The sequence below is a fragment of the Bradyrhizobium sp. CCBAU 53351 genome, from assembly GCF_015291745.1.
GTDB lineage: Bacteria > Pseudomonadota > Alphaproteobacteria > Rhizobiales > Xanthobacteraceae > Bradyrhizobium.
In genome coordinates, this window is sequence record NZ_CP030059.1 from 2,064,321 (window position 1) to 2,076,471 (window position 12,151).

Below are 12,151 nucleotides of genomic sequence, written 5' to 3' on the forward strand. Positions count from 1 at the left end.
TGATAGTAACGCATCGTTCGTCGATGTTCCAGAGCAAATTGAGAAGGCCGGAATGAGCAAGACAGAACAGGGAATTGCGCTGATTCCGGGTGCTTCCGGTGCCGGCCGAGCGATGGAGCAAGTGATGTCAAACTATGTCAGCCACCCGGGATCGGTCGTGCGCTATGTCGATGCGCCGAATCTCTCGATCAGTGCCGCAGGAATAACCTTCGCCTATCGCGATATCGGTCCGCGCACCGGCGTGCCGCTGATCCTTCTCAACCATTGGGCCGCGGTTCTCGACAATTTCGATCCGCGGATCGTCGATGGCCTCGCCACTAGGCATCGTGTGATCGCGATCGACTACCAGGGTATCGGCGCTTCAAGCGGGAAAGCGCCTGTTACCGTTGGCGAAATGGCGCGAGATACAATTGCTCTGGTCGCCGCGCTGGGTTTTGAAAAGATCGATCTGCTCGGCTTTTCCCTCGGCGGCTTCGTGGCGCAGGAGATCGCGCTGAAGGCCCCTGGTCTCGTGCGAAAGCTGATTCTGACCGGCACGGGCCCGGCAGGCGGCGAAGGTATCGAGAAAGTTGGGCCGGTGTCGTGGCCGCTGATGATCAAAGGCTTGCTGACTTTGCGAGACCCGAAATTCTACCTGTTCTTCACCTCGACGGCCAATGGCCGCCGAGCCGCAAAGGCTTTTCTCGCAAGGCTGAAGGAGCGCAAGGCAGATCGGGACAAAGCAGCCACACCAGCGGCCTTGTTGCGGCAGCTCAAGGCGATCAAGAGCTGGGGCCAGCAGGCGCCTCAGGATCTCGGCAGCATCCGCATCCCGGTCCTGATCGCGAATGGCGATAACGATATCATGGTGCCGACCGCAAACAGCGCCGACATGGCACGGCGTATCCCTGGCGCACAATTGGTCATCTACGAAGATGCCGGGCATGGCGGGATTTTCCAGTACCACGCCGATTTCGTGCTGAAGGCGCTGTCCTTCCTCGACGCTTGACGCTGCGACCAAATTTCAAATTGGAGATGACATCATGAAGGCATTCGTCGTCGACAAATACCAGACGAAAGGCGCTCTGCGCCCGGTAACCATGCCAGAACCGGAGTTGCGGGACGATGATGTTCTGGTCCGGGTTCACGCAACTGCCGTAAACGTGCTGGACTCCAAGCTCAGGGATGGAGAATTCAAACTCATCCTGCCGTATCGTCCGCCCTTCATTCTGGGCCACGATGTTGCCGGGACGGTCGTCAGGGTTGGCCGCAGTGTCAGGCGGTTCAAGGCAGGCGACGAGGTCTATGCACGGCCGCGCGATCATCGGATCGGAACATTCGCCGAATTCATTGCCATGAATGAAGCCGACGTCGCGCCGAAGCCTGCGAACATCAGCATGGAAGAGGCAGCGTCGATCCCGCTGGTGGGGCTGACGGCCTGGCAGGCGCTCGTCGAGGTGGGCAAGCTGAAGCCTGGTCAGAAGGTTTTCATCCAAGCCGGCTCCGGCGGGGTGGGAACTTTCGCGATCCAGCTCGCCAAGCATCTCGGCGCGGTCGTGGCGACGACGACGAGCGCGAAGAATGTCGAAATGGTCAAGAGCCTCGGCGCCGACCTGGTCATCGACTACAAGACGCAGGATTTCGAGAAGATCTTGTCAGGCTATGATCTGGTCCTGCACAGCCAGGACGCCAAGACGCTTGATAAATCTCTGCGGGTGCTCAAGCCGGGCGGCCTGCTCATTTCGATCTCCGGGCCGCCCGACCCCGAATTCGCCAGGGAGCAGGGCATGAACCTTTTCCTGAAATTGGTGATGCGCTTGCTGAGCCATGGTGTGCGGAAGAAAGCCGGAAAACTTGGTGTGCGCTTCTCGTTCCTGTTCATGCGCGCGCAGGGACAGCAGCTACGCGAAATCACGTCCTTGATCGAATCCGGCGTGATCCGTCCGCTCGTTGACAAGGTTTTCGCGTTCGAAAAAACCGGCGATGCGCTCGCCTATGTCGAGACCGGGCGCGCAAAGGGCAAGGTCGTGATCAAGGTGGCAGACTAGCATCCACGGCGGACCAACCGGAAATTACGATCCTGCCTCATAGAGCACCTCGAGAAAGAAAAGGATCATGGCCAAGAATCCTGTCGCAGGCGCGGCCCCATTTCTCGCGTGTACGATCGGAGAGCAGATCCTGAAGCCATCAAACGCATCGGAGGAAGCAACATGACCCAGTCCAGCCCCGGCACTCAGACTTCTACACAGGAGGTTGCGCTCATAGTGGGTGGTGGCCCGGGCATCAGTTCGAGTTGCGCCAGGCTGTTCGCCGAAAACGGGATGCGTGTCGCCGTCGCGGCCAGGAATCCGGAAAAAGCCGTCCTTGAGACTCTCGAAAAGATGCACGGCGTGCGTCGGTACGCCTGCGATGCAAGCGAACCGGCGGCCGTGGCTCAACTGTTCGCGAACGTCGCTCGAGAGATCGGAGCGCCGAGGCTCGTCGTGCATAACATCGATGGCCGCGTTCCCGGCATTTTCCGCAAGGGCATTCTCGAAGCCGACCCGATGATGGCGCTCGAAACAATCCGAAACTCGGCATTCAGCGCGTTTCTGGTAGGTCAACAGGCAGCTCGGCTCATGCTCGGAAACGAACCCGACGTCAATGGTGCGAGAGGAACGATCATCTTTACGAACGCCAGCGCGGCGCTCAAGGGCTTTCCATCAAGTGGTGCATTTGCGATGGCGTGCCATGCCAAGTCCGGACTCGCGCAAAGCATGGCGAGAGAATTGATGCCGCAGGGAATCCATGTGGCGAATGTGCCGATCGATGCCGCGATCGGTTGGACTCAGGAGGACGGGACCCGCGCGCACCGGCTGGCGGGAACGACTGTGGACGACAACATGGCCGACCCTGTCCATATCGCGGAAACCTATCTGCAGCTGCACCGCCAGCACCGGTCGACCTGGGCTTTTGAAGTCGTGCTGCGGCCGTGGGTCGAGAAATGGTAATCGCGCTCAGCTGATCCCTCCGAACAATTGCGTGGATGTAGCCAATTCTAAATTGGAATTCGTTATACGCGCCAGAAATCCCTCCTGTGCCGATCTATTGACGATCGCGCGTCTTGACAGTTCTATTTTAGAACGCTTTACTCCGCCGGCCGATAAGAATGATGGGTGCGGACCTCCCGGCTGAAGGAGACCGCGCACGTTGCCGAAAACAAGGCGCGAGGAGGATGTCATGAGGAGCGTGGACGAGCTCACAGCAGCCGAACTGCTGGACGGCCTGCCGTCCAGGGTGCACGAGGTCTACGCACCGTTCGTGCGGGATATTCCGGATCATCCGGCCTTCATGGAAGGCGGGCGTGCCTGGAGCTACCGGCAGTTCTCGGATGCAGTCGACGCTGCGGCAAAGAATCTCGCCGGATTGGGCATCAGGCCCGGCGATCGCGTGATCATTGCCAGCGAGAACAGCGTGGCCCTCGGCGTGATGCTCTTCGCAGCGAGCAAGCTCGATGCCTGGGGTATTCCGGTCAATCCCCGCCTTTCGCCACGAGAGATCGACCTGATCGCGACGCACAGCGGCGCCAGACGCGTTCTGTTCAACTCGGCGCTGTCGAAGGAAGCGGCCGATCATGCCACTCGCGCCGGTGCGATAATCGGCGCCGTCGGGCCGTTCGGCGGAATCGGCATCGGTCCTCTCAATGCGGATGCCGAAACGGAGCCCGTCGAGGAGGATGGCGCTCGCCAGGTCGCGGGCCTTTTATACACCTCGGGCACGACCGGTGCACCGAAGGGCGTCATGCTGAGTCACCGCAACCTCCTCTTCACCGCAAGGACGTCGGGGATCCTTCGCCGGAGCGGTCCAGGCGACCGCATTTACGGCGTGCTGCCGATGTCGCACATCGTCGGGTATTCGATCTTGCTGATCTCGACGCTGATGCACGGCGGCACGTTGCATGTCGTGGCCAAGGCCGATCCCGCTGCGCTGGCTCACGCCATCGCCGAGGAAGGGATTACGAGCCTGTTTGGCGTACCTGCCACATATCAGCGTCTGCTCGAACACAAGGCGGTCAAGGGCATCCAACAGCTCGAACGGGGCAGCCTGCGGATCATGGCCGTCGCCGGCGCTCCGCTCGACCTCGATCTCAAGAAGCGGATCGAGGACGAGTTCGGAATTCCGCTGCTGAACAATTACGGCATCACGGAATGCTCACCGGGACTCACGGGGGTCCGTTCGGAGCAGCCTGTCCCGGACGAGTCGGTCGGCCCGTTTCTTCCTGGCATTGAGCACCGGATCGTGGACGGGCGAGGAAAAGAGGTGGCGACCGGAGAGGTGGGCGAACTGCACGTTCGAGGTCCGAACATCATGCTCGGCTACTATCGTGCGCCCGACCTGACAGCGGCGGCGATCGATGAGCAGGGATGGTTCAACACGGGGGATCTCGCGCGGGTGAACGGCAAGGGGAATCTCTACATCGCTGGTCGCACCAAGGAGCTTATCATCCGCTCCGGCTTCAACGTTTATCCCGCCGAGGTGGAGGCGGTCCTGAACGCTCACGACCAGGTCGTTCAGTCGGCCGTCGTCGGACGAAAGGTCGAGGGCAACGAGGAGGTCGTCGCATTCGTTCAGCTTCTCCCCGGCGCGAGCATCGGCGCGGAAGACCTCAAGGCGTACACGGCCCAATTGCTCACGTCCTACAAGCGTCCGAGCGAACTGATCGTGCTTGACGCTCTGCCCTCGGCCTCCACCGGCAAGATACTGAAGCACAAGCTACGGGAGATGGCGAACGAACAGGCCGCCCCGAAGACGTCCCGCGCTGCAGCTGCTGGCTGACGGATGTCGGGAGTGCTCTGAACGGAATATGCCCACAGGAAAAAACGGTGAGCGACGGACCTGTCGCCGAAGGGAGATGACAATGTTGAGAGGCGCCATGATTGTAGCCGCGCTCGCGGCATCCATAGCCGGCGCGCATGCGCAGACGCCGGGCGTCACTGAATCCGAGATAAAGATAGGAGCGACGTTCCCTTTCAGCGGCCCCGCTTCGCCGCTCAGCAATACCGGAAAGGGCATGATCGCCTACGTCAACTCAATCAACGAGCGTGGCGGCATCAACGGGCGGAAGATAAACCTCGTCACCTACGACGATGCCTACAGTCCCCCCAAGACGGTGGAGCAGACCAGGAAACTCGTGGAAAGTGACGAGGTGGCGTTCCTGTTCGGCCCGCTGGGTACGCCCGGCATCAGCGCTACTATCAAATACGTCAACGCGAAGAAAGTCCCGCATCTGTTTGTCGTGAGCGGAGTCACGAAATTCACGAACTTCGCTGAATTCCCCATGACCACGACGGGATTGCCAAGCTACGACACCGAAGGACGAATCTACGCGAAATACATCACCCAGACCCGGCCGGACGCGAAGATTGCCATCCTGTATCAGAACGACGATCTGGGTAAGGACTTCGTCAATGCATTCAAGGGCTATTTGAAGGACGATTTCGACAAGAAAGTCGTCGCGTCGTCCTACGAAGTGACGGAGCCGACCATTGATTCCCACGTCGTTTCGCTGAAATCGTCTGGCGCATCGGCGTTTTTGGTGGCCGGCACGCCAAAATTCGCAGCGCAGGCCATCAAGAAGGCCGATGAGATAGCCTGGAAGCCGCTGTTCCTGATCAACTTCGTTTCGAGCTCGGTGTCTTCGACCATCGTCCCCGCAGGACCGGAAAAGGCCGTAGGCATAGTCGCCGCGACGATCACGAAGGACCCGAATGACAAGAAGTGGGCCGACGATCCCGGCATCAAATGGTATCGCGAATTCTTCGCCAAATACCTGCCGGGCGCAGATATCGGAGACAACAATTACCTGTTCGGGACCCAGCAGGGACAGCTCCTGGAGCAGGTGCTCAAGCAATGTGGCAACGATCTCTCGCGGGAGAATATCGTCAGGCAATCGCGCAGCATCCGCGGGCTGTCGCTTCCCACTGTCATACCAGGTGTCATCATCAACACGGGCCCCGAAAGCAGTATGGCGTATACGCAGCTGCAGCTGCAGCGCTGGAACGGGACCACGTGGGAGCAATTTGGTAGTGTACTCAGCGCCGACGGGAAGTGAATTGCACCTGCTGAACCTGCTGCGCAGGTGTTTTGAGCCCGTAACGCGATCAACTGAATCATGGAGCACGGATGTCCAGCGGCGTTCTTTTCCGGCCTTTCAAGCTGAAAGGGCTGAACTTGCCGAACCGGGTCGTGATGGCGCCGATGACGCGCTCATTCTCTCCGGGCGGAATCCCGACCGAGGACGTCGCGCAATATTACCGCCGGCGTGCCGAAGGAGCGGTCGGCCTCATTATCTCGGAGGGCACGGGTGTGGATCGTCCGGCATCCTTGAACGATCCGAATGTTCCCCGTTTTCACGGGGAGAAGGAGTTGGCGGGATGGCGGCGTGTGGTCGACGAGGTGCATGCCTCCGGTAGCCTGATGGCACCGCAGCTATGGCACGTCGGAGCCGTTCGCACCCGCGCCAAGGATTGGTCTCCTCCGGGCCCCTACGACAGTCCGTCCGGCCTGTCGCGACCGGAGAAGAAATTCGGCGAGCCGATGAGCGAAGAGGACATCGCAGACGCCATTCGCGCTTTCGCCGATGCGGCGCTTGCCGCGAAGCGCCTGGGGTTCGACGCCGTCGAATTGCACGGCGCGCACGGCTATCTGATCGATCAATTCTTCTGGGAAGGCACCAATCGCCGCGAGGATGCCTATGGAGGCAAGGACCTGCCGGGCCGGGCGCGGTTTGCCGCTGATATCGTTCACGCCGTGCGCAACTCGGTCGGACCCGACTTTCCGATATTGCTGCGGATCAGCCAGTGGAAACAGCAGGACTACGACGTGAAACTGGCCGATACGCCTCGCGCGTTGGAAGCCTGGCTCAAACCGCTGGTCGACGCGGGGGTCGATATCCTGCATTGCTCGCAACGGCGCTTCTGGGAGCCGGAGTTCGATGGTTCCGATTTGAACTTCGCCGGATGGGCCAAAAAGGTGACGGGGGTGCCGACGATCTCGGTCGGGTCGGTCGGCCTGACCGGCGAATTCATCGCCGCATATGGCGGGGAGAGCTCCCGTCCGGCGTCCCTCGACGAGCTGATCCGCCGCCTCGATCGAGAGGAGTTCGATCTTGTCGCGGTGGGGCGAGCGCTGCTTCAGGATCCCCAATGGCTCCTGAAGATACGCGACGGCAGGACGGGAGAATTGATGGCCTTCGAACGGACTGCGTTCGCTGCGCTGAGCTAAGGCTCAGCGATGACGGGTTGCGAAGGCCGGCTGCGTCGCCGCTGAATACAGGTTATCCAAATATTCGGTGGCCGGCATTCCGGCGATCTATCCAAGCTGGTTGCCAAAGAAGATCGGCGCGCGCCGGTCGATGGCAGAGGCGTGCGCGTCATTGTGCAGTCTCCTGGAAGCAATTCGGAGACATGCAACGAGCGACACCAAGACCCGGGCCGGCCGAATCCGCACCGAGGTACATGGGCATGTGTTCAAGATCATCATCGACAACGTGGCGAAGAAGAACTCACGGCTACTCCGATCAGGAGATTGCCGCCCTTACCAACTCAAGCGTGCTGGTCATGGGACGTCTCCGGTGCGGCTCCTGTCGCATCAACGCTAGCAGCTTCGCGGCTGCATCATCAGGAAGACGATCGGCCATGGCCGAAAGAACATTCGGATCGACGCGAGGCGCGCGCCAACGGGGCTCGTTGCAGGGAAGGTGACGGTGGGGTGTGTCCGCCCATCGCCGTCCGATTGCTTCGCGACGCGCAATCGCAAAAAAAATCCTGCGCAGTGTCGATTCCGAGCGAAGTCGGCCGTCTACGAGGCAGAGTTCCTCCCAGGGGAAGCTGACCATGGCGCCGACCTATACCATTTCAGCGCAGGCCGCCGCCGAGCCGCCCAAGGTCGCCCTTCCGGCGGTGTCACCGCGCACGCGTGCCATGCTGGAGGGCGCGATCCTTCCCACGATGCTGCGGCTCATCGTCGGCAATCTCGCCGTCATCGTCGTACAGGCGGCGCTTGTCCTGATGGAAGCCTACTACATCAGCTGGCTCGGATATGACGCGGTAGCGGGCATTACGCTGGTGGTCCCCCTGGTGACGCTCATGCTGACGATGTCGACGGCGGGGATCGGTGGTGGCGTGTCGGCAGTCGTTGCCCAGGCTCTGGGCGCGCGGCGCTTGGAGTTGGCCGACGCCGCTGCGCTGCACGCGATCATCCTCGGTATCCTGTTCGGTCTTGGATTCACCGCCGCCGAGCTGCTCGGCGGGCCAGCCCTGTTTCGTGCCATGGGGGCCACGGGCGGCGCGCTCGAAGCCGCCGTCACCTATGGCGGGGTGTTCTTCGCCGGCATGACTGCGCTTTGGCTCTACAATATCCTGACCTCGATCCTGCGGGGGGCGGCCATATTGCGCCTGCCGTCCCTCGTGACGCTTGTCGGGGCCGCGGTGACCCTGATCCTTTCGCCGGCACTCATCATGGGCTGGGGGCCGCTGCCGCAGCTCGGGATTGTCGGCGCCGGGCTGGCCACGGTGATCTTCTACGTCGGCGCGACCACTTTCCTGGCCGTCTATATCCTGTCGGGCCGCACGCAGATCAATCCGCTTCGCTGCCGACGGATCGAGCTCCGCGTGTTCTGGCAGGTCCTGCGCATCGGTCTGCCGGCAGCGGCGAACAACCTCGTGACGAGCGGCACGCTGCTGCTGATCGCATGGCTGGTCGCGCATTTCGGCACCGAGGCTCTTGCCGGCTACGGAATCGGCTCGCGCCTCGAGGGGGCGCAGATCCCGGTCTTTGCCGGCATCGGCACTGCGGTCATCGCCATGGTCGGCGCGAACATGGGTGCTGGCCAGGTGGCAAGGGCCGAGCGCATCGCCTGGATCGGCGCCGGTCTCGCCGCCGGCGTATCCGGTGCAATCGGGGTGTTCGGATTCTCGTTGCCGGCGGTCTGGATCGGCTTGTTCAGCAGCGATCCAGCCGTGCTGGATGCCGGCATCGGCTATCTGCGTACGGTTGCGCCGGCCTTCCCATTCGTCGGCATTGCCGGCACGCTCTTCTTCGCGTCGCTCGGCGCTGGCCGCCCGTTCTGGCCGCTCTTCTTTGCGAGCACGCGGCTCGTCGTCGCCGTCGGGGGCGGTGCGTTGGCCGGCATCGCGCTCGGCGGTGGCCTCGAGGCGGTTTATGCCGCTATCAATGTCGGCTTGATCATCTATGGTGGCGGCACTGCGCTGGCCTTCGGGCTCGGCTCTTGGCGCTGTCGAACGGCATGACGAACGAGGACATCGCGAAATATCCGACTCGGAGAGGTTGAATCGACTGTCGTGTGAAGGAGCACGCCGTCGCTTCGCTAAGGAAAGAGGAGAAAACCATGCAATACGCTTTCTTGATCTATCGAGACGAAGCCGCTTTTGACGCCGAGCGCGGCAATGCCGCCGCGATGCAGCACCTCGGCGCCAGGCACATTGCATTCAGTCAGGAGGTCGGTAACGCGAGGATCGCCGGCGCAGGCCTCAAGAGCGTCGCTCTTGCAACAACCGTTCGCACGGCCGCCGACGGCGTTCAGGTCGTTCACGATGGCCCGTTTGCCGACGCCAAGGAACAGCTCGGCGGATTCTACGTCATCGATGCGCCCGACCTCGACGCCGCCATCATGATCGCCAAGAAGATTCCGTTTCTGAAAGACGGCGCCGTCGAGATCCGGCCCGTATTGGGCTAGTGATGGTATGGCGGGGCGTGCCAACCGTCGCTTCCCGATGGTCGGCCCGCCGACGGGGCGTCCGTGGCGTAAGCGGGTCTTGCGCCGGATCGATTGGTTGGAATTCCTCGCGGGGGCCAATCGCGCTATTTGCCGAGGCTTGCGAGGCGCTGCTCCATCCAGAGCTGCTCCGCCGACGGCAAGCCCAGCGCGAGCGCCGCTGCGTAGGCCTCGCACGCCGCTTCCTTCTGCCCATTCCGTCCCAGCAGATCGGCGCGAACCGCGTGATAGGGTGGGAATTTCGCGAAGGCCGCGCCGTCGAGCGTCTCCACCTCCGCCAGGGCTGTGGCGACGCCGGCAACTTCGGCAAGGACGACCGCCCGATTCAATCGCACGATCGGATCGTCTCGAACGGAGAGCAGGGCGTCATAGAGCTGCAGCACCTCCGGCCATGGTGGAGGTTCGGCGAGGCTGCGGCGGGCACACCAGGCCCCGTGAATGGCCGCCTGCAGCACGCGCGGGCGTTGCGACCCGAGGCTCGTGGCGCGGGCAAGATAGCGCTCGCCATCCTCGATCAGCAGCCGTTGCCATAACATGGGGTCCTGCTCGGACAGCGGCACCATGGCGCCATGCGCATCGAGGCGTGCGGGACGGCGCGCTTCGGCAAAGTTGACCAGAGCGGCCAAGGCGATCACGTCCGGCTCGTGCGGCAGAAGCTCCGCCAATATCCGCGTCAGGCCCAGCATCTCGGCCGCATAGCCGGCATGAGGTCCTGCGCCGGCCGCATCCTCATGCGCCTTGGCATAGGCGACCTCGAGGGTCGACAACACCGAGTTCAGTCGCTCCGGCCACGCCTCGGGTCCCGGCACCTGGAACGGCACGCCGGCTTCGGCGATCTTGCGCTTGGCGCGCACCAGCCGCTGCGCCATCGTCGTCTCGGCGACCAGGAACGCACGCGCAATCTCGGGGACGGAAAGACCACAGACAAGCCGCAAGGTCAGCGCCGCGCGGGCGTCGGGCGTCACCGCAGGGTGGCAGCAGATGAAAATGAGCCTCAGCCTTTCATCGGGAATGAGATTGGCGTCGTCCGCAAGCGCATCTTCGATCGTCGGCGTTGGCGGTGGCGGCTCGGGGGCCAGTTGCGCGCGGACACGCCGTTGGCGTAGCAGGTCGAGTGCGTGGCGATCGGCCACGCGATAGAGCCAAGCCGCCGGATCGCTTGGTGCGCTGGGACTGGGCCACGCCTCGATCGCGCGCGTGCAGGCCTCCGAAAAGGCCTCCTCTGCAAGATCGAGATCGCGGTAGCGTGCGGTCAGAGCGGCGACAATCCGCGCACCCGATTCCCGGAAAACCTGATCGAAGGGCGATGCATTCACCGGCATACGAATGGCGACCAACTCTCGGCTACGACCCTGGCGCTCGAATTCCAAGCTCGCATCGCATAGCGGCCCGATCAGGCGCGACTTTCTCGATCGAGACGGGCACCATCTGCTGGAATTTTCCGGGCGAAATTCCCAGCGCTCTACCTTAGCATGTAGAGCGAGTTCTAGGCAAGGCAGCCCGCTGCTCCGGGCTCTTTATCGGGAATGCTCCGGCATGGCGTGCTTATGGCGCTTTCAGTCGTGAGCCTGATGCTCGACTGGCTTCTCCATGGCGGACACGTCAAGCGGTGGGAGCCGAGACCGATACGGCTCGTCAAGGCGGCGCTGTGGCCGATCCTCTGTCTGCCTGCCTTGGCACTGTCGTTGTCCTCCGTGCCGCCGCGGTGGAGCGGAGCGGGTCAACTGGCTTTCGCAATAATCGGCGCCGTCGCAGCGAGCCTGGTGGACCTGCGCTATTGCCCGTCGATCGCAGGCCCGCGCCTGCCGGGACGATCTCGCCGCCGCACTGAACAGCGCTACGGCGATCAGGCTCGTCTCGTCAGAGGCACGTGACAGGAATGCGCCGCGCAGCCCTCGATTCGAGATCGAGCTCATAGGGGGTCCCGAACAGGTTGTTCATCAGCGCGCGCGCGATACGATCGCGCGCCTGCCCGATCGATTCACAGTCGACGTCGTTGAGCTCGATCAGGATGGAGGTAAAGAGTTCGTCGCTCACCGTCGCGCGCAGGTGATCCTGGAATTCGTTGAAGTCCTTGAACTCCATACTCGCGAGACGGGCGAGGTCGCCGTGATTGTAGTTTCGAGCGGCCGCCTGCTGGTAGGCATTGAGCCTGAAGGGCGCGTGCTCGTCGGACGGCTGTGGGTTCGCAGTGGCGATCATCGCTATTCTCCCGGCGAAGTGTCGGTCCCGCGCCCCGAGGTTAAATCCGCCGGGCCGGGATGTCCTATGGCCATTGGCACAGCCGGCTGGCCAATCGAACAGGCGGCGGTCTTCGCGGCGCGACAGGGCCGATTGGTCCGGTCACTGACGACGCGCGAGGGCGCCGGACGGCCGGCACGCCATTGCCCGCCGAAA

Annotated in this window: 10 protein-coding genes; 8 read left to right on the forward strand and 2 right to left on the reverse strand. The window is 62.4% G+C overall.

The genetic code is table 11. The features are described from left to right. The first annotated feature begins 124 nt into the window (after nt 1-124). The 8 genes from XH83_RS09795 to XH83_RS09830 all read left to right on the forward strand — a co-directional run bounded on the left by XH83_RS09795 (nt 125) and on the right by XH83_RS09830 (nt 9,715). Nucleotides 125-988 (forward strand): alpha/beta fold hydrolase, encoded by an 864-nt coding sequence (locus tag XH83_RS09795; RefSeq protein ID WP_194406796.1) that lies wholly within the window; start codon nt 125-127, stop codon nt 986-988. 34 nt (nt 989-1,022) lie between these two features. Then, a complete protein-coding gene (locus tag XH83_RS09800; protein ID WP_194406797.1) occupies nt 1,023-2,027 on the forward strand; it encodes an NADP-dependent oxidoreductase in 1,005 nt (334 codons plus the stop codon). 162 nt (nt 2,028-2,189) lie between these two features. Then, entirely contained in the window at nt 2,190-2,969 is a 780-nt protein-coding gene (locus XH83_RS09805; protein WP_194406798.1) for an SDR family oxidoreductase, read from the forward strand. 229 nt (nt 2,970-3,198) lie between these two features. Beyond that, nucleotides 3,199-4,794 (forward strand): class I adenylate-forming enzyme family protein, encoded by a 1,596-nt coding sequence (locus tag XH83_RS09810; protein WP_194406799.1) that lies wholly within the window; start codon nt 3,199-3,201, stop codon nt 4,792-4,794. Nucleotides 4,795-4,891: 97 nt separating this feature from the next. Beyond that, nucleotides 4,892-6,070 carry an ABC transporter substrate-binding protein gene (locus XH83_RS09815; RefSeq protein ID WP_211418316.1) on the forward strand — a complete coding sequence of 393 codons (1,179 nt, stop codon included), beginning with the start codon at nt 4,892-4,894 and terminating at the stop codon, nt 6,068-6,070. Between the two features lie 71 nt (nt 6,071-6,141). Next, nucleotides 6,142-7,242: an NADH:flavin oxidoreductase gene (locus XH83_RS09820; protein ID WP_194406801.1), complete on the forward strand. Its 1,101-nt coding sequence runs from the start codon at nt 6,142-6,144 to the stop codon at nt 7,240-7,242. 698 nt (nt 7,243-7,940) lie between these two features. Further along, nucleotides 7,941-9,269 carry an MATE family efflux transporter gene (locus XH83_RS09825; RefSeq protein ID WP_194406802.1) on the forward strand — a complete coding sequence of 443 codons (1,329 nt, stop codon included), beginning with the start codon at nt 7,941-7,943 and terminating at the stop codon, nt 9,267-9,269. A gap of 98 nt (nt 9,270-9,367) precedes the next feature. Next, nucleotides 9,368-9,715, forward strand: coding sequence for a YciI family protein (locus XH83_RS09830; protein WP_194406803.1), 348 nt, complete (start codon nt 9,368-9,370; stop codon nt 9,713-9,715). A gap of 125 nt (nt 9,716-9,840) precedes the next feature. On the opposite strand, the gene XH83_RS09835 is transcribed toward XH83_RS09830, so the two are convergent. Beyond that, on the reverse strand, nt 9,841-11,076 hold the full coding sequence (locus XH83_RS09835) for an RNA polymerase sigma factor (protein WP_194406804.1): 1,236 nt from the start codon (nt 11,074-11,076) through the stop codon (nt 9,841-9,843). Between the two features lie 538 nt (nt 11,077-11,614). After that, nucleotides 11,615-11,956: a hypothetical protein gene (locus tag XH83_RS09840; protein ID WP_194406805.1), complete on the reverse strand. Its 342-nt coding sequence runs from the start codon at nt 11,954-11,956 to the stop codon at nt 11,615-11,617. Nucleotides 11,957-12,151: the final 195 nt, after the last annotated feature.

Excerpts from the sequence above, each read along its gene's own strand:
- XH83_RS09830 (WP_194406803.1), top strand. The coding sequence starts at position 9,368 with ATGCAATACGCTTTCTTGATCTATCGAGACGAAGCCGCTTTTGACGCC.
- XH83_RS09820 (WP_194406801.1), top strand. The coding sequence starts at position 6,142 with ATGTCCAGCGGCGTTCTTTTCCGGCCTTTCAAGCTGAAAGGGCTGAAC.
- XH83_RS09825 (WP_194406802.1), top strand. The coding sequence starts at position 7,941 with ATGCTGGAGGGCGCGATCCTTCCCACGATGCTGCGGCTCATCGTCGGC.
- XH83_RS09805 (WP_194406798.1), top strand. The coding sequence starts at position 2,190 with ATGACCCAGTCCAGCCCCGGCACTCAGACTTCTACACAGGAGGTTGCG.
- XH83_RS09795 (WP_194406796.1), top strand. The coding sequence starts at position 125 with ATGTCAAACTATGTCAGCCACCCGGGATCGGTCGTGCGCTATGTCGAT.
- XH83_RS09800 (WP_194406797.1), top strand. The coding sequence starts at position 1,023 with ATGAAGGCATTCGTCGTCGACAAATACCAGACGAAAGGCGCTCTGCGC.
- XH83_RS09810 (WP_194406799.1), top strand. The coding sequence starts at position 3,199 with ATGAGGAGCGTGGACGAGCTCACAGCAGCCGAACTGCTGGACGGCCTG.
- XH83_RS09835 (WP_194406804.1), bottom strand. The coding sequence starts at position 11,076 with ATGCCGGTGAATGCATCGCCCTTCGATCAGGTTTTCCGGGAATCGGGT.
- XH83_RS09840 (WP_194406805.1), bottom strand. The coding sequence starts at position 11,956 with ATGATCGCCACTGCGAACCCACAGCCGTCCGACGAGCACGCGCCCTTC.
- XH83_RS09815 (WP_211418316.1), top strand. The coding sequence starts at position 4,892 with ATGATTGTAGCCGCGCTCGCGGCATCCATAGCCGGCGCGCATGCGCAG.